This is a genomic window from Nocardiopsis sinuspersici, from assembly GCF_001998325.1.
Taxonomy (GTDB): Bacteria; Actinomycetota; Actinomycetes; order Streptosporangiales; family Streptosporangiaceae; genus Nocardiopsis; species Nocardiopsis sinuspersici.
In genome coordinates, this window is sequence record NZ_MCOK01000001.1 from 2,128,742 (window position 1) to 2,150,978 (window position 22,237).

23 protein-coding genes are annotated in these 22,237 nt (G+C 70.9%); 11 read left to right on the top strand and 12 right to left on the bottom strand.

The genetic code is table 11. From position 1 onward, the window contains the following. Positions 1-65 precede the first annotated feature (65 nt). A complete protein-coding gene (locus NOSIN_RS09030; RefSeq protein WP_077690299.1) occupies positions 66-659 on the top strand; it encodes a helix-turn-helix domain-containing protein in 594 nt (197 codons plus the stop codon). 148 nt (positions 660-807) lie between these two features. Further along, positions 808-1,671 carry a class I SAM-dependent methyltransferase gene (locus NOSIN_RS09035; protein ID WP_077690300.1) on the top strand — a complete coding sequence of 288 codons (864 nt, stop codon included), beginning with the start codon at positions 808-810 and terminating at the stop codon, positions 1,669-1,671. 113 nt (positions 1,672-1,784) lie between these two features. Here the strand turns inward: NOSIN_RS09035 and NOSIN_RS09040 are convergent, their stop codons facing one another. Then, on the bottom strand, positions 1,785-2,276 hold the full coding sequence (locus NOSIN_RS09040; RefSeq protein ID WP_077690301.1) for a macro domain-containing protein: 492 nt from the start codon (positions 2,274-2,276) through the stop codon (positions 1,785-1,787). Positions 2,277-2,400: 124 nt separating this feature from the next. Between NOSIN_RS09040 and NOSIN_RS09045 the strand changes: the two genes are divergently transcribed. Then, on the top strand, positions 2,401-2,808 hold the full coding sequence (locus tag NOSIN_RS09045; protein WP_077690302.1) for a MarR family winged helix-turn-helix transcriptional regulator: 408 nt from the start codon (positions 2,401-2,403) through the stop codon (positions 2,806-2,808). Between the two features lie 41 nt (positions 2,809-2,849). On the opposite strand, the gene NOSIN_RS09050 is transcribed toward NOSIN_RS09045, so the two are convergent. Together NOSIN_RS09050 and NOSIN_RS09055 are read right to left on the bottom strand one after the other, a co-directional pair. Beyond that, complete coding sequence (locus NOSIN_RS09050) at positions 2,850-3,422, bottom strand: GNAT family N-acetyltransferase (protein WP_077690303.1); 573 nt, start codon at positions 3,420-3,422, stop codon at positions 2,850-2,852. 137 nt (positions 3,423-3,559) lie between these two features. Next, positions 3,560-4,189 carry a TetR/AcrR family transcriptional regulator gene (locus NOSIN_RS09055; RefSeq protein WP_077690304.1) on the bottom strand — a complete coding sequence of 210 codons (630 nt, stop codon included), beginning with the start codon at positions 4,187-4,189 and terminating at the stop codon, positions 3,560-3,562. A gap of 67 nt (positions 4,190-4,256) precedes the next feature. Between NOSIN_RS09055 and NOSIN_RS09060 the strand changes: the two genes are divergently transcribed. Then, positions 4,257-4,952: a GAP family protein gene (locus NOSIN_RS09060; RefSeq protein WP_077690305.1), complete on the top strand. Its 696-nt coding sequence runs from the start codon at positions 4,257-4,259 to the stop codon at positions 4,950-4,952. A gap of 30 nt (positions 4,953-4,982) precedes the next feature. Here the strand turns inward: NOSIN_RS09060 and NOSIN_RS09065 are convergent, their stop codons facing one another. Further along, positions 4,983-5,846, bottom strand: a complete 864-nt coding sequence (locus NOSIN_RS09065; protein WP_077690306.1) for a LysR family transcriptional regulator — start codon at positions 5,844-5,846, stop codon at positions 4,983-4,985. Between the two features lie 68 nt (positions 5,847-5,914). Between NOSIN_RS09065 and NOSIN_RS09070 the strand changes: the two genes are divergently transcribed. Both NOSIN_RS09070 and NOSIN_RS09075 read left to right on the top strand, forming a co-directional pair. Then, positions 5,915-6,820, top strand: a complete 906-nt coding sequence (locus NOSIN_RS09070) for an EamA family transporter (protein WP_077690307.1) — start codon at positions 5,915-5,917, stop codon at positions 6,818-6,820. A gap of 106 nt (positions 6,821-6,926) precedes the next feature. After that, a complete protein-coding gene (locus NOSIN_RS09075) occupies positions 6,927-8,813 on the top strand; it encodes an ABC transporter ATP-binding protein (protein ID WP_143832895.1) in 1,887 nt (628 codons plus the stop codon). A 123-nt stretch (positions 8,814-8,936) separates the two neighbouring features. Here the strand turns inward: NOSIN_RS09075 and NOSIN_RS09080 are convergent, their stop codons facing one another. The 3 genes from NOSIN_RS09080 to NOSIN_RS09090 all read right to left on the bottom strand — a co-directional run bounded on the left by NOSIN_RS09080 (position 8,937) and on the right by NOSIN_RS09090 (position 11,484). Beyond that, positions 8,937-9,467 (bottom strand): sugar O-acetyltransferase, encoded by a 531-nt coding sequence (locus tag NOSIN_RS09080; protein ID WP_171986654.1) that lies wholly within the window; start codon positions 9,465-9,467, stop codon positions 8,937-8,939. Positions 9,468-9,629: 162 nt separating this feature from the next. Then, complete coding sequence (locus NOSIN_RS09085) at positions 9,630-10,823, bottom strand: acyltransferase family protein (protein ID WP_077690310.1); 1,194 nt, start codon at positions 10,821-10,823, stop codon at positions 9,630-9,632. 10 nt (positions 10,824-10,833) lie between these two features. Next, on the bottom strand, positions 10,834-11,484 hold the full coding sequence (locus tag NOSIN_RS09090; protein WP_077690311.1) for a TetR/AcrR family transcriptional regulator: 651 nt from the start codon (positions 11,482-11,484) through the stop codon (positions 10,834-10,836). Positions 11,485-11,778: 294 nt separating this feature from the next. Between NOSIN_RS09090 and NOSIN_RS09095 the strand changes: the two genes are divergently transcribed. Further along, the gene (locus tag NOSIN_RS09095) at positions 11,779-12,516 is read left to right on the top strand and encodes a DUF4287 domain-containing protein (RefSeq protein WP_077690312.1); all 738 of its coding nucleotides are present in this window, start codon (positions 11,779-11,781) and stop codon (positions 12,514-12,516) included. Positions 12,517-12,798: 282 nt separating this feature from the next. Here NOSIN_RS09095 and NOSIN_RS09100 read toward each other — a convergent pair whose 3' ends face one another. Then, positions 12,799-15,069 (bottom strand): ATP-binding cassette domain-containing protein, encoded by a 2,271-nt coding sequence (locus tag NOSIN_RS09100; RefSeq protein WP_077690313.1) that lies wholly within the window; start codon positions 15,067-15,069, stop codon positions 12,799-12,801. 73 nt (positions 15,070-15,142) lie between these two features. Between NOSIN_RS09100 and NOSIN_RS09105 the strand changes: the two genes are divergently transcribed. Continuing rightward, positions 15,143-15,949 carry a TetR/AcrR family transcriptional regulator gene (locus NOSIN_RS09105; RefSeq protein WP_077690314.1) on the top strand — a complete coding sequence of 269 codons (807 nt, stop codon included), beginning with the start codon at positions 15,143-15,145 and terminating at the stop codon, positions 15,947-15,949. On the opposite strand, the gene NOSIN_RS09110 is transcribed toward NOSIN_RS09105, so the two are convergent. Next, positions 15,927-16,691 carry a class I SAM-dependent DNA methyltransferase gene (locus tag NOSIN_RS09110; RefSeq protein WP_077690315.1) on the bottom strand — a complete coding sequence of 255 codons (765 nt, stop codon included), beginning with the start codon at positions 16,689-16,691 and terminating at the stop codon, positions 15,927-15,929. The genes NOSIN_RS09105 and NOSIN_RS09110 overlap by 23 nt on opposite strands. 175 nt (positions 16,692-16,866) lie before the next feature. After that, positions 16,867-17,811, bottom strand: coding sequence for an ArsR/SmtB family transcription factor (locus NOSIN_RS09115; RefSeq protein WP_206057586.1), 945 nt, complete (start codon positions 17,809-17,811; stop codon positions 16,867-16,869). A 331-nt stretch (positions 17,812-18,142) separates the two neighbouring features. Between NOSIN_RS09115 and NOSIN_RS09120 the strand changes: the two genes are divergently transcribed. From NOSIN_RS09120 to NOSIN_RS09130, 3 genes are all read left to right on the top strand, one after another. Further along, positions 18,143-18,958, top strand: coding sequence for a hypothetical protein (locus NOSIN_RS09120; RefSeq protein ID WP_236743335.1), 816 nt, complete (start codon positions 18,143-18,145; stop codon positions 18,956-18,958). A gap of 58 nt (positions 18,959-19,016) precedes the next feature. After that, positions 19,017-19,439, top strand: a complete 423-nt coding sequence (locus NOSIN_RS09125) for a hypothetical protein (RefSeq protein ID WP_143832898.1) — start codon at positions 19,017-19,019, stop codon at positions 19,437-19,439. A gap of 238 nt (positions 19,440-19,677) precedes the next feature. Further along, entirely contained in the window at positions 19,678-20,148 is a 471-nt protein-coding gene (locus NOSIN_RS09130; protein WP_077690318.1) for a pyridoxamine 5'-phosphate oxidase family protein, read from the top strand. Between the two features lie 71 nt (positions 20,149-20,219). Here NOSIN_RS09130 and NOSIN_RS09140 read toward each other — a convergent pair whose 3' ends face one another. Both NOSIN_RS09140 and NOSIN_RS09145 read right to left on the bottom strand, forming a co-directional pair. Beyond that, positions 20,220-20,639, bottom strand: a complete 420-nt coding sequence (locus NOSIN_RS09140; protein ID WP_394329770.1) for a zinc ribbon domain-containing protein — start codon at positions 20,637-20,639, stop codon at positions 20,220-20,222. A 112-nt stretch (positions 20,640-20,751) separates the two neighbouring features. Continuing rightward, entirely contained in the window at positions 20,752-22,020 is a 1,269-nt protein-coding gene (locus tag NOSIN_RS09145; protein ID WP_077690319.1) for a purple acid phosphatase family protein, read from the bottom strand. Positions 22,021-22,237 lie beyond the last annotated feature (217 nt).

The window sequence follows — 22,237 nt, forward strand, 5'->3', positions numbered from 1 at the left end:
GACGATCCGGGGCGTCTGTGCACGACGCTAACCGCGCTTTGCACTAAGGGCATATACTCTTGCCTATGACGCAAGAAGATCGCGAGTTGGACAGCCTGGTGCGCAAGCGCATCCGTGCCCTGCGCGTGGCGCAGGGCTGGTCCCTGGAGGAACTGGCCGCCCGGGCCCGGCTCAGCCAGTCCACGCTCAGCCGTATCGAGAACGGTCAGCGCCGTCTCGCCCTGGACAGCCTCGTCACCCTCGCCCGTGCCCTGGACACCACCCTGGACCAGCTCGTCGAGACCGCCTCCGACGAGGTCGTCACCAGCCCGATGATCGACAGCACCCACAGCCTGATGCGCTGGCCCATCAAGGCGGATCCCGGTATGACCGTCGTGCGGCAGCGCATGACCGAACCACCCCCCGACAGTCCTGCGCGGATGCGCGCCCACCCCGGCCGGGAATGGCTGGTGGTCCTCTCCGGCACCGCGGTCCTCATGCTGGGCCACCGCCGTTTCCGCGTCGAGACCAACCAGGCCGCGGAGTTCCCGACGATGCTTCCGCACGCCATCGGGGCCGAGGGCGGCCCCTGCGAGATCCTGGGGATCTTCGACCGTGACGCACGCCGCGGCCACCAGCGGAGCGACGACGACCGCGACGCGCAGCGCTCCCGGCCGTGACCGCACACGGCCCCGGCCTTCGTCCGCCGTGGGACACACGGAACCCACCCGGCGTGTTCTTGCGCGTTCGGCAGCCCACACGGTCCTCGCCTTGCGGATGAGGCAAAAAACCATGCCGTAAGCGCAGGACCGTTCTAACGTGAGGCCCATGACCCACGCACACCAGCACGCAGCCCGCCACGGCGCACATCACGACCACCAGCACGGTTCCGCCGCTCAGGCGGAGATCCTCGACCTGGACGCGCAGGTCCTCGCCGAGCACATCGCCGCCGTCACCGCATGGCTGCCCGTCAGGACGGCCCCCCACCAGATCGTGGACCTTGGATGCGGAACGGGCGCCGGCACCTTCGCCCTTCTCACCCGCTTTCCCGAGGCACACGTCACCGCCTTCGACTCCTCGGCCGAGCACCTCCACAGCCTGCGGGAGAAGGCCCGCGCGCAGGGGGTGGAGGGGCGTGTGCGCACCGTCCAGGCCGATCTCGACGCGGAACGGCCCGACCTTGGCACACCGGACCTCGTGTGGGCCTCGGCCTCGATGCACCACATGGCCGACCCCGACCGCACGATGCGCGAGGTCCACGACACGCTCGTGCCCGGCGGCCTGTTCGCCGTCGTCGAGCTGGCCGGGTCCCCCCGCTTCCTGCCGGAGGACGCCCCGCACGACCGGCCCGGCCTGGAGGAGCGCTGCCATGCCGCGAGCGACCGCTTCCACGCCGAGCACGTGCCCCACCGCGGCGCCGACTGGGGGCCGAGGCTGACCGCCGCCGGATTCACCGTCGAGGGGGAGCGCACCCTCACCGTGGACATCGAGGGCTCCCGCGACGAGGCGATCGGCCGCTACGCCCTCGCCAGCCTGCAGGGCGTCCGCGGTTCCGTCGCGGACGCGCTCTCGGCCGAGGACCTCGCCGCGCTGGACCGGCTGCTCGACACCGACGGCCCCCACAGCATCCTGGCCCGGGACGACCTCGTGGTGCGTACAGAGCGCACCGTCTGGGCCGCACGCCGCGACTGAGCCATCGCCCTGCCCTGGCCTCCTTCGGCCCCGGGCGGGGCACAGGTGTCCTCGTCCGCGCCCCGTCTGGTCGGGACGGCGAACGGGGGTGCTCCGGCGTCCGGGCAGCCGTGTCAGTCGGTGTCGTAGACGGTGACCCCGACGCCCCGGCCGAGGAGTTCGGCCTCGACCAGGGGCTGGATGAGTTCCCATCTGCCTCCGGCCGGCCCGCAGCCGATGCGGGGCATGTGCACGGTGGCGCCCAGTTCGCGTGCGTGCCCGGCCAGGGCGCGCAGGCAGGCGGAGACCGCCTCGTAGCGGATGGGCGGGCCTCCGCTCCCCCGCCGGACACCGTGCTGGGCGACCATGTTCGCCACCCGTGTGCCGGTTCCGACCGGCACCAGGCGCACGGCGCCCAGCGCGAAGTCGTTGCGTGCGCGCTCGCGGTACCAGGCGCGGTAGTCGCGTTCGGGCTCGCTCCAGCTTCTGGAGAGAGCCAGTACGAAGCCCTTGCCCCAGCCGCCCCGGTCGTTGCACACGTGAGCGATGATCTTGGGCCCGAAGGCTTGGGGATCGGTGGCGTCGCCGCGAACGATCCGTAGTCCGGAAGGAGTGGGGAAGGACATGGGGGAACGCTAGCGGGCGGCGGCGACACCTTCCCGACGCGCTGGCGAGTCGCGATACGGCGATATATCTTCGATCGCCCGGGAAGATGTGGCAGTCCGCTGACGCCGTACTGGAGGAGGCACCATGTCCGACCTGCCGATCGGCTACTGGCTCAAACACCTGGACCGGCTCATCGAGAACGACTTCGACCGGGTCCTGGCCTCGGAGGAACTGGGGCGCCGCCACTGGCAGGTGCTCAACTCCCTGCACACCGACCCCGGAACGATCGCCGACCTGGATCGCAGGCTCGCCCCGTTCCTGGAGGAGAACGAGTACACCGTGACCCCGGTGGTGGAGCACCTGCGCCGGCGCGGCTGGGTCGAGGGGCTGGTCGCCCTCGAACTGACCCCGGCGGGCGAGAGCGCGCACGAGTCGCTCTTCGCCAAGGTGCAGGACGCCCGGCGCCGTATCTCACGCGGAATCAGCGACGAGGAGTACCGGATCACCGTCGACGTGCTGGAGCGGATGTCGGCCAACCTCGAACAGGACTGACCCGGCCGGGCCGCGGACCCGGCCGAGGCGGCGCGGCGGGCTCAGGGAGCGGGCAGCTCCCGGGTGAGCTCGACGAAGGCCAGGTCGGCGCGCCTGGGCAGACCGAAGCTCTCGTCTCCGTAGGGGAAGGGCTCGGTCTTGCCGGTGTTGGTGTAGCCGCGGCGCTCGTACCAGGCGATCAGCTCCGGACGCTGCTTGAGCACCTTCATCCGCATCAGGCGGCAGCCCCACTCGCGGGCCGCGGTGTTCTCGGCCTCGGCCAGGACCCGCTTGCCCAGACCGCCGCCCTGGATGGTGGGCAGCACCGAGAACATGCCGAAGTAGGCGCCGTTGACGCCGCGCTGGAGTTCGCAGCAGGACACGATCCGCCCCTCGGCCTCGGCGACCAGGACGATGGTGTTGGTGCGCTCCAGGAGTTCGGCCATACCCTCGGCGTCCACGCGCTGGCCGTCGAGCAGGTCGGCCTCGGTGGTCCATCCCCGCTTGGAGGAGTCGCCCCGGTAACAGGAGTTGACCAGTTCGACGAGGACGGGGACGTCAGCGGCCACGGCGTGCCTGTAGGTCAGCTCAGGCTGGGATCCGGATGCCGTCTCACTGGTCTGGCTGCTGGTCACGCGCGTCTCCCCCGATGGCTCCGGTCACTGTCCCCACTCAGTATCGACCACCGAGGGCGGCGGAGAATACGGACCTTCGACATAAAAGACGACACATGGACACATGTGAATGCATACGTAATCGAAAGGGCGGACGGTCAGGAGCCGGCGTGGTGGTGCCAGGCCTCCTCCATGCGGGCGAGGAAGGCGCGCAGCCGGTGCCGGACGTCGTCCGGATCGGTCATTCCGGGGGTGACCATCAACTGTAGGGCGAATCCGTCCACCAGGGTGTGCAGGTAGCCGGACCACTCCTCCGTCCACGGGTCGGGATGGGGCTGGAAGGGGTCCCGTGCCGGCAGTCCGGTGATGATCGCGACCAGTTGGCGGTAGAGCCTGCGCTGGCTGTTCCAGCGCCGCTCCCGGTCGCGGTCGTACTCCCCCAGGAGCCCGGCGGCCTCCCAGGCCCGGTACTCGGTGCGGCGGGTCTGGTCCAGGGGCAGGAGCTGCTCGGCGTACTCGGCCACCCGCTCCAGCAGGGGCGTGTCCGGTGACTGGGTGTGCTGTAGGGCCAGGAGGCGCTCGGTGACGCGTTCCTCGGACAGGTTCATGGCGAAGACGAGCAGGTCCTCGCGCGTGGGGAAGTAGTAGCGCAGCGCGCCGGGCGACCAACCCGCCTCGGCGGCCACGGAGCGGATGGACACGGCGGTCGGTCCCGATGCGGAGATGACCCGCCACAGGGCCTCGGCCAGTTCCCGGCGGCGTTGTTCGTGGTCGACGATCTTGGGCACCCTCCATTTTTTAGCACACCTGTGATAATTTATTTAGCACAGGCGTGACAAAAAGACGGGAGACCCCATGCCGGCCCTCGACGTGCTGATCCCGGTCGCCGGACTGGCCCTGCTGGACACGCTCAGCCCCGCCACCATCGGCGTCTCGCTGTACGTGTTGCTCAGCGGGGCGCGCCGGGTGGCCCGCTCCCTGTTCGCCTACCTGGCCACCGTCGCGGTCTTCTACTTCGCCCTGGGCTGCGCGCTCATGTTCGGCTTCGGCTTCCTGTTCGAGGAGCTGGAGGGCCTCGCCGACAGTCCCGTCCTGGGCTGGCCGATGGCGGCCCTGGGCGGAGGCATGTTCGCCTACGCGCTGTTCACGCCCGACCGGCCGCGCAGGCAGCGAAGGCCCTCCTCCCTGAGCGCCACCGCGATGATCGCCCTGGGCCTGGCCACCGGCCTGCTGGAGGGCGGCACCGCCCTGCCCTACTTCGGGGCGGTCGGCATCATGACCACCGCCGAACTGTCCCCGGCCGTGTGGGTGCCCGTGCTCGCCGCCTACAACGTCGTCATGGTGCTGCCGCCAATCCTGCTCTACCTGGGCTACCGCGCCCTGGGCGAGCGCCTGCGCCCGCGTCTGGAGCGCTGGCGCGCCAAGGTCGAGTCCGGCTCCCGGGAGGCCATGGGCTGGCTCCTCGGCATCGTGGGCTTCCTGGTCCTCGTGCACGGACTGGGCCTCACCGGGCTTCTCGACGGGCCCGTCGTCTTCCTGGACGGCCTGTGACGCAGTTCGACGCGGCTCCCCGCCCGGCCCTCAACGTGCCGACCGCTCCCCGTACAGGTCCGAGAGCAGGGCCACGGCCGCGTAGGTGGCCGGATGGGGGTCGTGGCGCCGCCAGAGCACCCGGACCGGGACACGCGGGGCGTCTCCCACCAGGCGAAAGGCGATGCCGTCGCGCCGGTACTGGGTCACGGTGCTCTCGGCGGTGACGCCTACGCTGTGCCCGGTGGCGATCCCGGTGAGCCAGTCGTCGATGTCGTTGACGTGCTCCATGGACGGCCGCCTCTGTTCGGGCCACAGTTCGGCGGTGGTGGTGCCCGTGCGGCGGTCGACGAGGACGTGTCGGTCGGCGATCTCCGCCAGGCGGATGGAGCGGCGCCGCGCCCAGGGATCGTCGGAGGCCATGGCGCAGTAACGGCGCTCGTGGCCGACGACGGCGCTGTCGAAGCGGCGCTCGTCGAATGCGGCGCGGACCACGGCCAGGTCGCACAGCCCCTCGGCCAAGCCCCCGGTGGGCGAGTTGGTCCGGACCATGTGCAGGTCGACGTCGGGGTGGCGGATCGCCCAGCACCGCTGGAACTCGCGGGTGTGGCGGCCCACGGCCGACCACGCGTGCCCCAGGCGCAGCCGGCTGTGCCCGGTGGTGGCCTCGCGCACCAGGTTGTCGGCCTCAGCCAGCACGGCCCGCGCACGGGCCAGTACCTGCACGCCCGCCGTGGTGGGGGCCACGTCGCGGCTGGTGCGGTGCAGCAGACGCACCCCCAGGAACCGCTCCAGCGCGGCGAGGTTGCGGGAGACCGCCGCCTGGGAGGTGCCGAGTTCGAAGGCGGCCTCGGTGAAGCTGCCGGTGTCGACGATGGTGACCAGGCAGCGCAGGTGGTGCAGCTCCATACCCATACGCACAGCGTATAGAAGCATCAGGGCATGCATTTTGCGTATGTGAGCACAGGTCGCATGCTCGCCCCATGAAGACCTCGACAGGCACGGACCTCACGGCGGCCTCCCCCACCGGAGCGGTTCAAGGGCCCCGGGAGCGCCTTGTGGGTATGGCGGTGATGCTGTGCGGCGGGATGTCCAACCAGCTCGGCGCCTCCACCGCCGCGCTGGCCTTTCCCGTGATCGGCCCGGCCGGTGTGGTGGCCGTGCGCCAGTGGGTCGCGGGCCTGGTCCTGATGTCGCTGGGACGTCCTCGGATGCGCTCCTTCACCTGGCGCCAGTGGTGGCCGGTGCTGTCCATGGCCCTGGTCTTCGCGACCATGAACCTGACGCTGTACTTCGCCGTCGACCGGATCGGCCTGGGGCTGGCGGTGACCCTGGAGTTCCTCGGTCCGCTGGCCGTGGCCCTGGCCGCCTCGCGCCGGTGGGTGGACCTGGGGTGCGCCCTGGTGGCCGGGGGCGCGGTGGCGGTGCTGATGCGCCCCCAGCCCAGCAGCGACCACACGGGCCTGGCGCTGGCCCTGCTGGCCGCCGCCTGCTGGGCCGGCTACATCCTGCTCAACCGTACGGTGGGGCGCAGGGTGTCGGGTATCGAGGGCTCGGCCGCCTCCGCCGGGGTCTCCGCCCTGTTGTTCGTGCCGGTGGGGGCGTGGGTGCTCTGGCACCACCCGCCGACACCGGCCGCGCTGGCCTGTGCCGCCGCGGCGGGTGTGCTGTCCTCGACCGTGCCGTTCCTGGGAGACCTGTTCGCCCTGCGGCGGGTCCCGGCCCGCTTCTTCGGCCTGTTCATGAGCGTCCACCCCGTGATGGCGGCCCTGGCAGGCCTGGTGGTGCTGGACCAGGCGCTGGACCCGGTGGACTGTGCGGCCATCGCGGCGGTCGTGGCGGCCAACGCCACCAGTGCCCTGACCGCGGGACGCACGCGCGTGCGGTAGCTCCCCGCCCCGACGCCCACGCCGCTCCCGCCCCGGGGTTTGACCTCAACCTTTGTTGAGGTTCTACGGTTCATGGCAACAACCCCGACGGACCCGGTGAACGACCATGAGCATGGAAATGGCCGCGTGGAACTCGATGTACCACGCGGTACACGCCCAAGAGGACCAGCGCCCATTCTCCCTCCCCCTCCTGCGCCGGATCGCGGCCTTCGCCAGACCCCACGCACGGCACCTGACCTGGTTCCTGGCCCTGAGCGTGGTCACCGCCGTGCTGACCGTGGCCTCCCCGCTCCTGGCCGGAGAGGTCGTCAACGCCATCACCGACGGCGGCGCACTGGGACCGGTGCTCCTCCTGGCCGGGCTCATCGCCACCGTCGCGATCCTCGAGGCCGTCCTGAGGCTGGCGGTGCGCTGGTTCTCGGCCCGCGTCGGCGAGGGGCTCATCCTGGACCTGCGCACCACCGTCTACGACCACGTCCAGCGCATGCCGGTCGCCTTCTTCACCCGCACCCGCACCGGAGCCCTGGTCAGCCGTCTCAACAACGACGTCATCGGTGCCCAGCGCACCTTCAGCAACGTGCTCTCCGGGGTGGTGAGCAACCTGGTCACCCTGGTCCTGGCCCTGGGGGTGATGCTCGCCCTGTCCTGGCAGATCACCCTGCTCGCGCTCGTACTCCTGCCGCTGTTCGTGGTGCCCGCCCGCCGCATGGGCGCCCGCCTGGCCCGGATCGAACGCGAACGCGCCCTGCACAACGCGGCCATGGGCACCCAGATGACCGAGCGCTTCTCCGCGCCCGGCGCCACCCTGGTCAAGCTCTTCGGCCGCCCGAGGGAGGAGTCCGCCGAGTTCGCCCGCAGGGCCGGACGGGTGCGCGACATCGGCGTGCGCACCGCCATGGTCCAGGAGGTCTTCTTCACCGCGCTGACCCTGGTCTCCGCGCTCGCCCTGGCCCTGGTCTACGGGCTGGGCGGGTTCTACGCCCTGCGCGGCCAGCTCGACGCGGGCACCGTGGTGTCCATGGGCATGCTGCTCACCCGCCTGTACGCCCCGCTCACGGCCCTGGCCGGCGCACGCGTGGAGGTCATGAGCGCCCTGGTCAGCTTCAGCAGGGTCTTCGAGGTCCTGGACCTCAAGCCGCTGGTGGACGAGCGGCCCGGAGCCGAAACGGTCCCCGCCGGACCGGTGTCGCTGGAGTTCGACGACGTCACCTTCGCCTATCCCACCGCCGACAAGGTGTCGCTGGCCTCGCTGGAGGAGGTCGCCACCCTGGACGTCACCGAGCAGCGCGACGTTCTGCACGGGATCTCCTTCCGGGTCGAACCCGGGCAGACGGTCGCCCTGGTCGGCTCCTCCGGTGCGGGCAAGTCCACCATCGCCCAACTGGCCCCGCGTCTGCACGACGTGGACTCCGGCGCCGTGCGCCTGGCCGGGGTGGACGTGCGCGACCTGACCTTCGACTCGGTGCGCGCCACCCTGGGCATGGTCACCCAGGACGGGCACCTCTTCCACGAGTCCATCCGCGCCAACCTGTCACTGGCCCGTCCCGAGGCGGCCGAGGAGGAGCTGTGGGACGTGCTGCGCCGCGCCCGCCTGGACGAACTCGTCGCCTCCCTGCCCGACGGGCTGGACACGGTGGTCGGCGAACGCGGGTACCGGTTCTCCGGCGGTGAGCGCCAGCGCCTGACCATCGCCCGGCTGCTGCTGGCCGCACCCGAGGTGGTCCTCCTGGACGAGGCGACCTCGGCCCTGGACTCCACCTCCGAGGCCGCGGTACAGGAGGCTCTGGCAGAGGCGCTACAGGGGCGGACCGCCCTGGTCATCGCCCACCGGCTCTCCACGGTCCGCGCCGCCGACGCCATCCTCGTGGTCGAGGCCGGGCGGATCGTCGAGCGCGGCACGCACACCGAACTGCTCGCCCGGGATGGCCGCTACGCCGAGCTGTACCGGACCCAGTTCGCCACCGGCGACCCCGAGCCCGCCACGGCCGGGTAGGCCCCAGTCCCCGTCCCCCGGTGGCGCCACACCGGGGGACGGACGCACCCCTCCCGCCCGTGGGGCCCGGGGTGCGGAGCCGGCACGGACCGCCGACGGCGGCGAGGGGCCGCGGGCGACGCCTCAGAGCTCGCGCACGACACGGGCCGGGTTGCCGACCGCCACCACGCCGGCGGGCAGGTCGCGCGTGACCACCGCACCGGCGCCCACCACGGTGTTCTCCCCGATGCTCACACCGGGGCAGACGATGACCCCGCCGCCCAGCCACACGTTGTCGCCGATGGTGATCGGCTCGGCCGCCTCCCACTTGGCGCGCCTCTGCTCGGGGTCGATGGGGTGGGTGGGGGTGAGCAGCTGCACGTTCGGGCCGATCTGTACGTCCGCGCCGACGCGGATCGTGGCCACGTCCAGCATCACCGCTCCGCAGTTGACGAACGTGCGGGGCCCCAGGCTGATCCGGTACCCGTAGTCCACCCGCAGGGGCGGCCGGACCCAGGTGTCCTCGCCCAGCTCGCCCACCAGCTCGGCCAGGATCTCCCGGCGGGCCGGGTCGTCGACGGAGGAGTTGTTGAACGCCTCCGCGCGCCTCTCCGCGCGCACCAGGTCGGCCTGGAGTTCGGGGTCGTCGGCCTGGTAGAGCTCACCGGCGAGCATGCGTTCCCTCTGACTGGTCACCACGGTCCCTTCGGGTCGATTCGGTCCGACCTTAGGACGTGTTCGACGGGCACACGCCCCGGACCCGGTCGACACGGGGCGGGAAGCGGAAAGGGGACCGTCCCCGTCCCTGAAGGGCGGGGACGGTGGGACGACGGCCGGTCAGAGGATCCTCTTGGCCCCCGGGACGGCACGGACGGCGGCGGCCAGGAGCCAGCAGGCCGGGACGGCGAGGGCTCCCATCACGGCGAACTTGGCGATCGCGGCCGCCTCCCAACCGCTCAGCGCCAAGCCGAGGCCGACCAGTACCAGCGGATGCAGGAAGTACACGGCGAAGGCGTTCTCGGACAGGAACCTCCCGAAGCGGTTCTGCCGGTCGAGGAAGCGGCGAAAGAACACCAGCAGCATGAGCACCATGCCCATCGCGAAGCAGGTCTCCACCACGATCTGCGCCAGCGCCTGCCAGGTGCCCGGGGTCGGGGCGGCCCCGCCCGCCACCACCATGACGACCGGTAGTGCCAGGAGCCCCGCCGCGGCCAGGGCGGCTCCGAACCATCCGGCCGCGCCGGGCAGGCGGGTGAGCCAGTCGCCCCGGTAGGCGAGCACGCCCACCATGAACAGGGCGAGGTACTGGGGCAGGTAGCCGGGACTGGGCAGGCCGACGAAGGGCCAGTACGGGGCGGGGGCCAGGTAGCGCCAGGCGAAGGTGACCAGGGCCAGGCCCAGGACGAAGCCCAGGACCGGCCACAGCCAGCGCGGCGGCGCGCTGTCGGCGGGAGGGGCCGGGGGTGCGATGACCAGGCCCGCACGCCGGGCGCGGCGCTCGCGCAGGCCCCGGATCACCACGTAGGCCAGGCTGAAAACCAGCAGCACCTCGACGAACCACATCGGCCCCGGGTCGAAGCTGATCAGGTAGAAGAGCCAGTACGGGAGTTCGGAGCCCTCGGCGGCGGCCGCCCCGGCCGCGGCGGTGTAGGCGTTGACGGTCAGCAGCGGGCGTACCAGCAGCACGAACAGCAGCAGGGGCACGCCCAGGCGCACCAGGCGCTCACGGACCAGGCCCCGTGGCCCCCTGCGGTCGGCCGCGCCGGGTACGAAGTAGCCCGCGAGCAGGAAGAACATCCCCATGAAGTAGGTCTGGTTGATGATGACGAACAGGTCGAGCAGTCCGCCGGAGGGGTCCTGGGCGGGCTCGGTGTAGAACCAGATCGGGATGTTGCCGTAGGTGACCGCCACGTGGTGCAGGACGACCAGCACGGTCAGCATGACCCGCAGGTTGTCGACGTGGTGGAGGCGCCTTCCCGGCGGTGGCGCGGTGACGTCCGGGTCCAGGGGCGGGCGGGCTCGCTGTGTCATGGGGTCCTCGTCATTCGGGGGACGGTGGTGGGAGTGGGGGCTGGTCGGCGCGGGTGGCCCGCACGAGCAGTTCTCCCAGTTCGCGGGCGTGCGCCATGAGGTCATGGCCGGGGTGGGCGTCCCAGTAGGCGAACATCGTGTCGATCGCCGACTGCTGGGTCACCGCCATCACCCGCACGTCGAAGTCACGCAACTCGCCGCTCTCCTGTCCGCCCCGGTAGAGCCCCTCCAGGGACTCGTAGAGGGCGTCGGACTCCGCAGCCCCGTAGCGCGGGGAGCCGTCGGCCTTGCGCGCGTGGGTGAAGATCTGTTTCAGCGTGGTCATGCGTTCGGGGTTGGCCAGCGCGTACTCGGCCACGCCGCGCACGTGGGCGCGCAGCATGTCGGCGGCGCTTGCCTGCTCCAGGACCCCGGGGACGACCGACTCGGTGATCTCGGTGTAGACGTTCGTCACCACCTGGTCCATCAGCTCGTCCTTTCCGGCGAAGTGGTAGGAGATCACGCCCTTGCTGATCCCGGCCGTGCGCGCGATCCGCGCCAGGGAGGCGTTGGGGTAGCCCACCTCGGCGATGGTCCCGATCGCCGCCGCGATGATCTGCGCCCTGCGGGCCTCCTCGATGAAGGACCGGCTCTGACCGTTTGGTTCTTTTTCTGGCCGCATGGACAGAATCTAATACACGCGGCCAGAGGGCCATCGGGGATGGCCCTGGTGCGTCCCTGGGCCCTCACCCACCCGTCCCCGGGGTGACGGGGCCCCGGGTCTGGAGAATCCCTCGGAGGCGCAGTACCGTTGGAGAAGGCGCGGTCCCGCGCCCAACCCCCGGTTCCGGTGCCCACGCCACCGGCTGTGAGGGGGCAAAGGGGACCCTGGAGTTCTCGGGACGCCGGTCCTGACGTGCCTCATCCGGCGAGGCGGAGAAGGCGTGGGCTTCGACGCCGCCGCCGAGGAGCCGTCATGACCAGGAACAAGTCCTTCAAGCAGCGGGTGCGCGCCCGGATGGACAGGACCGGCGAGAGCTACTCCTCCGCCCGCGCCCACCTGCTCGCCCGCGCCGACGGCGCTCCCGCCTCCGCTTCCCTCACGCGCTCGGACACCGCCTCGGAGGGTGTCCGAGCCGGTGCCGGGCACACCGCCTCCACCGCGGCGATGGACACCCGCATCCCCGACGGGTCCGTCAGGGAACGCACCGGCCGCGACTACGCCGGATGGTTCGCGCTGTTGGACGCCTGGGGCGCCACAGGACGCACGCACACCGAGATCGCCGCCTGGCTGGTCCAGGAGCACGACGTGCCCGACTGGTGGGCGCAGACCGTCACCGTCGCCTACGAGCAGGCGCGCGGCCTGCGGGTGCCGGGGCAGAAGAAGGACGGATTCGCCGTCAGCGCCAGCAAGACCGTCGACGTGCCGGTGGAGCGGCTCTTCGCGGCCTTCACGGAGGCGGACCGGCGTGAGCGGTGGCTGCCCGGCGGCGACCTGTCGGTGCGCACCGCCACCGAGCCCCGGCGGTTGACCGCCGACTTCGGCCACGCGGGTCGGCTCACCGTCAGGTTCACGGCCAAGGGCGAGAGCAGGGCCGTGGTCGCCTTCGAGCACTCCAAGCTGGCCGACGCCGAGGCGGCCGAGGCCGCCAAGGCGTTCTGGAGGCAGCGCCTGGCACGGCTCAAGGACCTGTTGGAGAAGGAAGGGACCTGACCCCGTGGTCCCCCGGGCGGGAGGGCTCCGTCCGGGGGACCCGGCCGCCCGGTGGGCACCCCGGGCGGAGTACGGCGAGGGTGAGCCCACCAGTGCCGTGCGAGAGCGCACCGCTCTGGGAGCGGGCGCCTCGCCCTTGGCACGGAGGGACCGACAACCCCGGCCGGAGGGGCCGGGGCCTGCCGGATGCGGGTGTTAGTTGCAGCGGTCGTCGAACACTTCGATGATCTCGCTGCCGGTCTCGCCGCCCCCGGCCCTCCCGGCCCGCGGTGGGAACGGGGCTCAGCGCTTCAGGTAGGCGCGCAGGTGGCGGGCGGTGAGGGTGTCACCGTCGGCGACCAGGTCGGCGGGACCGCCCTCGAAGACGACACGGCCGCCGTCGTGTCCGGCACCCGGGCCCAGATCGATGATGTGGTCGGCGTGGGCCATCACCGCCTGGTGGTGCTCGATGACCACCACCGTGTTGCCGTCCTCCACCAGACGGTCCAACAGCGCCAGGAGCCGGTCCACGTCGGCCAGGTGCAGGCCGCTGGTGGGCTCGTCCAGCACGTACACCGCCCCCTCCTTGGCCATGCTGATCGCCAGCTTGAGGCGCTGGCGCTCACCGCCCGACAGGGTGGTCAGCGGCTGCCCCAGGCCCAGGTAGCCCAGGCCCACGTCGTGGAGCCGGTCCAGGATGGTGCGGGCGTTGCCGTTGGTGAAGAACTCCCGCGCCTCCACCACCGACATCGCCAGCACCTGGCTGATGTTCCTGCCGTGCAGCGTGTGGGTGAGGACCTCCGGCCGGAACCGCTTGCCCTGGCACTGTTCACAGGTGGTGGCGACCCCGGCCATCATCGCCAGGTCGGTGTAGACGACCCCGGCGCCCTTGCACTCGGGGCAGGCGCCCTCGGAGTTGGCGCTGAACAGCGACGCCCTGACCTTGTTGGCGCGGGCGAAGGCTGTGCGGATCGGGTCCAGCAGACCGGTGTAGGTGGCCGGGTTGGACCGGCGCGATCCCCGGATCGGCGACTGGTCGACCACCACCACGCCCTCGCGGCCGGGAAGGGCGCCGTGGATGAGTGAGCTCTTGCCCGAGCCCGCCACACCGGTGACCACGGTGAGCACGCCCAGCGGGACGTCGACGCTCACGTCCTTCAAGTTGTGGGTGCTGGCCCCGGTGATGGGAATGGCTCCCGTGGGCCGGCGCACCCGCGTGCGCAGGGCGGCCCGGTGGTCCAGGTGGTCCCCGGTGAGCGTGCCCGAGGCGCGCAGCCCGGCCACGTCCCCGGCGTAGGTGACGTGCCCGCCCGAGGGGCCGGCGCCGGGACCCAGGTCCACCACGTGGTCGGCGATGGCGATGGTCTCGGGCTTGTGCTCGACCACCAGCACCGTGTTGCCCTTGTCGCGCAGGCTCAGCAGCAGGTGGTTCATCCGCTCGATGTCGTGCGGGTGCAGGCCCACGGTGGGCTCGTCGAAGACGTAGGTGATGTCGCTGAGGCTGGAGCCCAGGTGGCGCACCATCTTGACCCGCTGGGCCTCCCCGCCCGAGAGGGTGCCCGACTCCCGGTCCAGGCTCAGGTAGCCCAGGCCCACCTGCACCAGGGAGTCCAGGGTGTGGCCGAGGTTGTCCAGCAGGGGCTTGACCGGGGGCTCGTCCAGGGAGCGCACGAACTCGGCGAGTTCGTTGACCTGCATGGCCGAGCACTCGGTGATGGTGCGCCCCAGGACCCTGACCGAACGCGCCTGGGCGTTGAGGCGGGTGCCCCCGCACTCGGGGCACACCGCGAAGACCACGGCCCGGTCCACGAAGGCGCGCACGGCCGGCTGCATCTTCTCGCGGTCCTTGGCCAGGTAGGTGCGCCTGATCTTGGGGACCAGGCCCTCGTAGGAGAAGGAGTTGGTGCCCACCCTGACCTTGGTGGTGGGCTGGTACAGGAAGGTCTGCCACTCCTGCCGGGTGTAGTCGGCCAGCCGCTTGTCGGCGTCCAGGAGGCCCGAGTGGACGAACACCTGCCAGTACCAGGAACCCACCGCGTAGCCCGGGACGGTGATGGCTCCCTCGTTCAGGGACAGGTCGCGGTCGTAGAGCTCCTCCACGTCGATCTGGTTGGTGCGGCCCAGGCCCTCGCACTCACCGCACATGCCCTCGGAGTGGTTGAAGCTGAAGACGCTGGAGGGCTCCAGGCGCGGGGTGCCCACCCGGCTGAAGACGATGCGCAGCATGGCGGCGGCGTCGGTGGCGGTGCCGACGGTGGAACGGGAGTTGGCGCCCATCCGCTCCTGGTCGACGATGATCGCCGCGCTCAGGTTGCGCAGGCTGTCCACGTCGGGGCGGCCCAGGCTGGGCATGAACGACTGCACGAAGGTCGTGTACGTCTCGTTGATCAGGCGCTGGGACTCGGCGGCGATCGTGCCGAAGACCAGGGAGGACTTCCCCGAGCCGGACAGGCCGGTGAAGACGCTCAGCCTCCGTTTGGGGATGTCCACGCACACGTCGGCGAGGTTGTTCTCCCTGGCCCCTCTGACCTGGATGGTGTCGTGGGCGTCCGCGGTGACGGGTTCGGAGGGCACGCTGCTCCTAGAAATCGCTTATGCTGTAAATTGATGGTCCGAGAACGCTAGTTTATGGCATAAGGAGACGCAAGTGGTGGTGTATACCGGGCAGGGGGACGTCCGTCGCTCCATGGCTCTGCTGTGGCGCACCTCCGGCGGTCCGTCCGTCCGGACCGCGCCCGGGCCCAAACCCGAGCTCAGCGTCGACCTGGTGGTGGAGACGGCCGTCGCCGTCGCCGACGAGGAGGGAATGGACGCGCTGTCCATGCGCACCGTGGGCCAGCGCCTGGGGCGTACCGCCATGTCCCTGTACACCTACGTGGCCAGCAAGAACGAGCTCATCGAGTTGATGTACGACCACGTGTTCGGCGAGTTGGCCGACGCCGCGGAGGCCGACGGGGAACAGGACTGGCGGACGGCCACGACCTCCTGGGCCACCCGCCTGTGGGAGTTCTACCTGCGCCACCCTTGGACCCTGGAGGTCTCCCAGGCCCGGCCCGTGCTGGGCCCCAACGAGTACCGGCTCTTCGAGTCGCTGGCCTCGGTGCTGCATCGCGCCGGCCTGGGCCCCACCCAGGTCCGCAGCACCTACGGCAACCTGTTCACCCTGGTCGGCGGACCCGTGCGGACCGCGGCCGAGGCCCGCCGAGCACTCGCGGTCACCGGAGTTCCCGAGGACGAGTGGTGGTACGCGCGCTCGGCGCAGTTGGAGGAGGTCGCGCCCGACTTCTCCGAGCGCTTCCCCGTACTGACCCTCATGGCCGAACAGGGCGCCTTCGACAACGAGGACGCGAGTGAGCCCTACCTGGAGCAGGAGGCGTGGGAGACCTTCCGGTTCGGGCTGAACGCCCTGCTCGACGGGGTGGAGGCGCGTATCAGACCGGACGCGCGAAGGTGATGATCTCCTCGCTGGCTTCGGTGAGCGGGCTGCGGTCCCAGTAACCGTACTGAGCGCTCACACCCAGCCCGGCCTCGGCCAGGAAACCGTTCAGGGCGTCGGCGTCCAGGAAGCGCAGCGTGCTGCGGCTGAGTCCCGGTCGGGCCCACCCCTCGACGGTGTATCCGGAGGTGAAGGTGACCAGGTCGCCCTCCACGCTCTCCAGCCGGTGCACCGAGGTGGCCTCGCGCCCGTCCGGCACGGTCACGGTGCGCACCTGCTCGGGGTACCAGGCCTCCCAGCCCCGTACGGCGGGATTGCGGGTCTCGAACACGAACCGGCCGTCCTCGGTCAGCGCCCGGCGTACCGCGGCCAGGGCCTCCCGGAGCCCGTCGTCGGTGGTGAGCACCTGGAAGGCGTGGCCGGTCATGACGACCAGGTCGAACTCGTTCTCGTAGGGGCCGCCCGCCTCCCCGCCGTAGGGGCCATGGGCCAGGTCGCCCAGGGTCCACTCGATGTCGTCGCGCTCGCGCCGTGCGACCCCCAGCATCGCCTCGGCCGGATCGAGCCCGACCAGGCGCCCGGTGTGACCGCGCTCGCGCGCCACCCGCTGGAGCAGGCCGGTGCCGCAGCCCGCGTCCAGTACCGAGCGGGCGCCCAGCACCAGGTCGAGGTAGAAGTCGTCATCGGGGGAACAGCCCCAGAAACAGAAGGAGTCGTAGAGCTCGGCCATGTCCGGCCGGGAGAAGAGGAGGTCGACCATCGGGCCATGATGACCGACCGCTCCCCCGCCGTCACCGGATTTTTCCGTCCCTGCGGACCCACCGTGCACGACCGTGCGAGCGGGTGGCGTCACCCGGTCCTTGTAGGCACAGCGCGGCGACGCGTCGCCGACGGCCTTCCGGCGGGACGCCCGGACCGGGCTCCGCGTCCGGCGGTCAGGACCTTCGCAGCAGGTCCAGCCCGAGACCGGTGACGCTGTGCAGGGCGTACTTCCCCTCCTGTCGGCTGCGCACCAGACCGGCCTCGCGGAGTACGTTCAGGTGCTTGCTGACCGTCGCGGGCGAGACGGTCGCCGTGCGGGCGAGACCGGTCGTGGTGCACATCCCGCCCTCGGCCACCAGCGCGAGGAGCCGGGACCGGGTGGAGCCGATCAGCGGCTCCAGGCCCGCCGGCCGTGGCGGTCGCTGCGCCCAGCCGAGGCTGCGCTCGACGGGGTAGACGAGCACCGGTGGCAGATCGGGGTCGGCGAGTATCACGGGCATGGCCCAGCAGAAGAAGGACGGAGCCAGGAGCAGGCCGCGTCCGTTCAGGTGGAGTTCGCGGTCGAAGGGGTAGTCGGCCTCCAGGACGGGCGGCCTCCATCGCATGTCAGGGCTCAGCGAGGCGAGGAGCGCCTCGGTGCCGCCGCCCCGCAGGGTCCGGGCCCGCAGGGTCAGGTCCGCGTGCACGTGGGTGCGGATCTGGGGCCAGAACGGTGCGAGGGCGGCGCGGTGGTAGACGCGCAGGGCGTGGCCGAGCAGGCGCATGGCGGCGGGGTCGCCTTCGGCCAGCCGACCGAGTGCCGGGGACTCGGGCCCCTGGCCGGCCAGGATGCGCAGCTCCTTGCGGAGCCGGGGAAGCGGAGTGCTCAGCACGGCTTCGACGCCGGAGCCGGGGCCGGTGCCGGCCGGGGTGAGGAAGTCCGGGCAGTAGTTCGCGTACGGGGCCAGGGCCAGCAGCAACCGCAGTGCGCGCTCGCCGGTTCCGCCGTCGAGCAGCGCCCCGCGGGTCGCGTCGCGCCACGGGTCGAAGAACAGTGCTCCGCCCCTGTGCTGGAGCAGGTGGAGGCTGTTGACGGTCTCCCACATGAGTTCGGCGGAATCGGCCAGCCGAATTCGCACGAGATCATCGTGACTGAAATGGATGCGCAGCCCTGCGCTCTTCTTTGACATTTCGGACTTCTCCAGCATTCCTGGATCTTCTGGTCACGTTGTCGCCCGAGGGAAAACGTATCCCGGAATTCGATGCCGCAGGTCAAGAATAACCAACGGGACCGAAAGAGGGACTCGTTGAAATTCGAACGAAAGAGGGGCCATGGGAGCGACGCCGAGGGGAGCGCACTGTGAATACCACAGGAATCACATGTTCACCCTGGTCACAGGTGTGACTCTGGCGACAGCAGCCGCTCTTTCCGTGGTTTCCTGCTCCGATTCCCGCGGGGAGAGCACCCCCGTGCGTGAGCCCACCCCGCAGGAGGAGGCCACTCTGGAACGGGCCGAGCAGCTCCTGCTTCGAGAATGCATGCGAAACCACGGTTTCGAATACTGGATAGTCTCCGATGACTCCCCTTCCCCTTCCCCTTCCGGGCCCCGGGAATTTCGCTACGTTATCGATGACCCGGACTGGGCCGCCGAACACGGGTACGGGTCCGGGCTTCAGCGCGAGGCGACCGAGTCACAGGAGAGCGATCCCAACCAGCGCTATTTCGAGAGCCTGCCGAAGGAGCGCAGGGCGGCGGCGCTGCGAGCCGCCAACGGGCCCAGCCCCGTCGGGTTGACGGCGACGGCACCCGACGGGATGGAGTTCGGCCGCAGCGACCGGGGATGCCAGTCATGGGCCGATCGCGAGCTCTACGACGACCTTCCGGCGTGGTTCCAGGCCGAGACCACCGTCGACGCCCTGCCCCAGATCCGTTACCAGCGCGTCGTCGGCGACCCGCGCTACCAGGAGGCCGTCCGGCCGTGGGCGGAGTGCATGGGCGCCGCCGGGCACGACTACGCCACACCGACCGAGGTCCGCGGTGCGCTACCTCCGCCGGAGGATCCGCTGCCCAGGGAGGAGGAGGTCGGGCTCGCGCTGGCGGAGGCGCGCTGCGCCCTCGACTCCGGGCTGGCCGCGACGGCGGCGGACCTGGACGAGCACCACGGCGAGGAACTGCAGCGGCTGCACCGCTCCGCGGTGGAGGCGAAGCACCGGCTGCAGTTGGACGCCCTGCCCCGCGCCCGCTCCGTCATCGAGGAGGCGGAGCGGATGAGCGGGCGGCAGTGAACTCCGGGGGCGAACACCGCTTCCGAAGGAAGTAGGAAACACACGAGATGGAGAACCTGTGAAGATCAAACGCGTGATGGCCCTCGCCATGGCGGTCGCCGCCGTGGCCGTGATGAACGCCCCCGCCGCACAGGCCGCCGAAGCCGGGCCCGCGGTCCCGCTCACGGCGGCCGCCGACGGCAAGCTGCACGTCTACTACGACTTCAACCGCAGCCGCCACTGCGCCTCGTGGGAGGGTTACTCCTCGGACTGGGGGAAGTGCCGCAACGAGGTCTCCTCGCTGTGGAACAACGGTTACCCGGGTGGCCACGACGACGTGTGGGTCTACTGGGGACGCAACCACTCCGGCGCCCACCGGGGTGTGCACAACGGTGTGGTCCTCAACAACCTTCGCCAGTGGACGTTCGACGCGAACACCGGGAAGGGCTCGGGCGAGGTGCTGGACAACAACATCTCCTCCCACAGGTGGACCGCTCTGTAACCGCTCCACCGCGGAGGGTGTCCCGGGCGTGAAGCCCCAGCGGCCGGGACACCCGGTCTTCCGCGAGGACGCCGAACCACCGCCGCGAACCCCCCGTCCGGCGCCCGTCGGTGCAGGCACCGCGACACCACCGAACGCGGTGCGACGGCTCAAAGGCACCATCGTCCCCGTGCGGCGAGTGGTCCACAGCCCCGGAAGCGGCCTTCCCCGGTCGGTCCGCTCGGCCTAACCTGACGGGGTGAGCGACACCCCCGGCACTTCCGGTCAGAAGACACACCCCTTCGACGTCGACGCCTTCCTCGCCCGACCCCTGGTCGCCCGCGTGGCCACCTCCGACTCCTCCGGAGCGCCCACGGTGCGCCCGGTCTGGTTCCTGTGGGAGGAGGGTGCGGTCTGGTGGATCACCGGCGCCTACTCGAAGATGTCGCGGTTCCTGGCCAAGGACCCCCGGGTCGCGCTGGTCGTGGACACCTGCGACCTGGAGAGACTGGAGTTCCTCCAGGTCATCATGCGCGGTGAGGCCGAGGTCGTGCCCTACGACGAGGAACGCTCCAGACGCAAGCGCCGCCGATACCTCGGCGATGACGAGTCCACCTGGCCCGCCGACCTGAAGGACTTCGACGACGACGCACGGCTCGTCCGCTTCGTCCCCGAACGAACCATCGTCAACGACCTGTCCAAGACCCGCCCGTCAGCTTCTCGGCCGTGAACGACCGAGCGTGCGGTTGGACCACCCCGCTGGGTGCGAGGGAGCCCACCGCGTCTGACCCGACAACTCTGCTAGAGGTTGTCGGGTGGGACGTGTGACTTCCGCCCCGCATTCCACACGTTCTGGCCCCTGCGGGCCAGGACACGGGAAGCATTCCGGTCCGCGTGGCAGGCGACGCCGCAGCCCTGGCAGATAAAGGAGGCCTGGGAGATCCGGTTGGCCTTGTGGGTGTAGGAACACTCGGCGCACTCACGGGAGGAGTGAGCCGGGTCCACGCACACCACCGGCACACCGGCCCGCTTGGCCTTGTAGGTGATGAAGGCGCCCAGTTGGTGGAAGGACCAGGAGTGCAGCGTGACCCGTTGGGGCCTGCGGAGCCGTACCCTACGCCGGATGCCCGTGAGGTCTTCCAGGGCGACCGCGCGCGCACCGCGTGAGGCCGATCGCCCGGGCGGCACCGCCAACCTGCGCGCGGGCGTGCGTGCCCACACCGGGACCGGCCCCTCGACCTACCGTGGGCGGTTCGGGCCCAGGCCGTTGACCGGGCTGGAGCCCTGGAGCACGGGCGGTGCCCCGACCTCCGGGGGCACCGCCGCGGCGGGGTCAGAGCGTGTCGGTGACGTTCTTGTCGCCGCTCTTGTCGATGGTGAAGGAGTCCACGACCGTGCCGTCTGCGGTGCGGGCGGTGTAGCGCAGGCTGGCGCCCTCCACCTCAACGGCCTGGAAGGTGGGGGTGTCGGCCACCTGCGCGCGCACCTCGGCGCCGTTGTCGATCCAGTTGTCCTCAGAAGCGTCGTACATCTTGGTGCCGGTCACCGCGACGGTGTAGACGGGACCGGTCTGCACGTCGGGGTCCTCGGTGCGGTTGGCGGTCAGGTTGCCCCGCCCGTAGGAGTGGTCGTGTCCCTGGAGGACCAGGTCGACGTCGTACTCCTCCAAGGTGTCGAGCCAGGACTCGCGCAGGGGGCCGTTGTCGCGGCTGGGGCTGTTGGAGAAGACCGGGTGGTGGAAGGTGACCACCGTCCAGGGATGGGGGTTGGTGGCCAGGGCCTCCTCCAGCCAGCGCTGCTGGGTGTCCAGCCAGAGGTCAGCACTCAGCGGGGCGGCGTTGCGGTAGTTGGAGTTGAGAACGACGAAGCGCACGCCCTGGTAGTCGGTGTGGTAGACGGTCTGGGACAGGTGGCGGCCGCTGGCGGGGCCGTTTCCCACGCCCGGGAACTGCGGGCTCCAGTACCGGCTCAGGGAGAACAGGGAGTACTCGTGGTTGCCGGGTGCGGCGATGTGGTTGATGGTGCCGGTGGCCTCCGGACCGAAGGCGTCGAACCACTGGCTCCACTCCGACTCACTGTTGGCGGAGTTGACGAGGTCCCCGGAGTGCACGGCCAGCTCCGCGTCGGGTTCGGCCTCCAGTGCGGCCCGCACCATGGTGGCGCCGCCGGTGGAGATGCCGTTCTGGACGTCTCCGAAGTAGAGGAAGGTGAAGGGCTCGGTCCCCTGCGCGGCGGTGGTGAAGGTACGCCAGGGACTGAAGGAGGTGCCGTCGCCGACACGGTAGCGGTAGGCGGTGTCGGGGCTCAGACCGGTGGCGGTGGCGGTGTGGAAGGTGCCGTTGACCGAGGAGGTGGTGGTGCCCTCCACCGTGGTGACCTGGCCGGGGTCGGTGGCCGGTGCGATCCGCAGGGTGGGGTGGTCCGGGGTGTCCGAGCGCCAGGTCAGGGTCTGGGATGTGGAGGGGTCGGCGGTGGGTGACAGGAGGACGCGCTCGGGTGTGGTGGTCGCGGCCGCGGTCGGGGCGGTGGTCGCGGCGGTGGTCAGGGCCAGCAGGGTGGTGCCCACCAGGGCGAGGGCGCGGTGGGCGGCGAAGCGGGACAAGGCGGTGCCTTTCTGCCAGGGGGAAGCTGACGCAGCGAAGGTAACCGCCCATGGGCAACATGCTGTGAACTCACTGTGACCATTGGTAGCAGTCGGGTGAATGTCGCCGACGCTGCGTTCTCCGGCCCGGGCCGACCTCTGGCGCCGCATGCGTGTCGGCGGCCCGGGCAGCACCGCCAACCTGCGCGCGAGCGTGCGCGCCCACACCGGGGTCAGC

Bases quoted from the DNA above. Each gene is read 5' to 3' on its own strand.
- NOSIN_RS09040 (WP_077690301.1), bottom strand. From the start codon at position 2,276: ATGTCCTTCCCCACTCCTTCCGGACTACGGATCGTTCGCGGCGACGCC.
- NOSIN_RS09090 (WP_077690311.1), bottom strand. From the start codon at position 11,484: ATGCGGCCAGAAAAAGAACCAAACGGTCAGAGCCGGTCCTTCATCGAG.
- NOSIN_RS09045 (WP_077690302.1), top strand. From the start codon at position 2,401: ATGTCCGACCTGCCGATCGGCTACTGGCTCAAACACCTGGACCGGCTC.
- NOSIN_RS09095 (WP_077690312.1), top strand. From the start codon at position 11,779: ATGACCAGGAACAAGTCCTTCAAGCAGCGGGTGCGCGCCCGGATGGAC.
- NOSIN_RS09065 (WP_077690306.1), bottom strand. From the start codon at position 5,846: ATGGGTATGGAGCTGCACCACCTGCGCTGCCTGGTCACCATCGTCGAC.
- NOSIN_RS09080 (WP_171986654.1), bottom strand. From the start codon at position 9,467: ATGCTCGCCGGTGAGCTCTACCAGGCCGACGACCCCGAACTCCAGGCC.
- NOSIN_RS09085 (WP_077690310.1), bottom strand. From the start codon at position 10,823: ATGACACAGCGAGCCCGCCCGCCCCTGGACCCGGACGTCACCGCGCCA.
- NOSIN_RS09110 (WP_077690315.1), bottom strand. From the start codon at position 16,691: ATGGTCGACCTCCTCTTCTCCCGGCCGGACATGGCCGAGCTCTACGAC.
- NOSIN_RS09075 (WP_143832895.1), top strand. From the start codon at position 6,927: ATGAGCATGGAAATGGCCGCGTGGAACTCGATGTACCACGCGGTACAC.
- NOSIN_RS09030 (WP_077690299.1), top strand. From the start codon at position 66: ATGACGCAAGAAGATCGCGAGTTGGACAGCCTGGTGCGCAAGCGCATC.
- NOSIN_RS09035 (WP_077690300.1), top strand. From the start codon at position 808: ATGACCCACGCACACCAGCACGCAGCCCGCCACGGCGCACATCACGAC.
- NOSIN_RS09070 (WP_077690307.1), top strand. From the start codon at position 5,915: ATGAAGACCTCGACAGGCACGGACCTCACGGCGGCCTCCCCCACCGGA.
- NOSIN_RS09060 (WP_077690305.1), top strand. From the start codon at position 4,257: ATGCCGGCCCTCGACGTGCTGATCCCGGTCGCCGGACTGGCCCTGCTG.